The 300-nt window shown below is 60.0% G+C and carries 1 protein-coding gene; it reads left to right on the forward strand.

Annotated elements, in window-relative coordinates:
- A partial coding sequence (locus ACTHUG_RS11615; protein ID WP_440386922.1) for a phage baseplate assembly protein V occupies nucleotides 1-300 on the forward strand: 300 nt, incomplete at both ends.

Here is a 300-nt window from a genome sequence, read left to right on the forward strand (position 1 = left end):
CGCCTACCGTCCCGAACGCATCACCCCGCGTCCGCATATCGCCGGCACACTACCCGCACGTGTAACTGCGGCGGAGAACTGCACCTACGCCTATATCGACGACATGGGCCGTTACCGCGTCAAACTACCGTTTGATTTGGACGAATGGAGCCCCGGCGGGGAAAGCCGTCCCGTCCGACTGGCCAAACCCTATGCCGGTCCCGAATACGGCATCCACTTCCCCTTACACGAAGGCACAGAAGTGATGCTCTCCTTCGTCCAAGGTAATCCCGACCGTCCGTATATCTCCGGAGTGATGCA

This window comes from Neisseria sp. P0022.S009 (genome assembly GCF_051956675.1).
GTDB lineage: Bacteria > Pseudomonadota > Gammaproteobacteria > Burkholderiales > Neisseriaceae > Neisseria.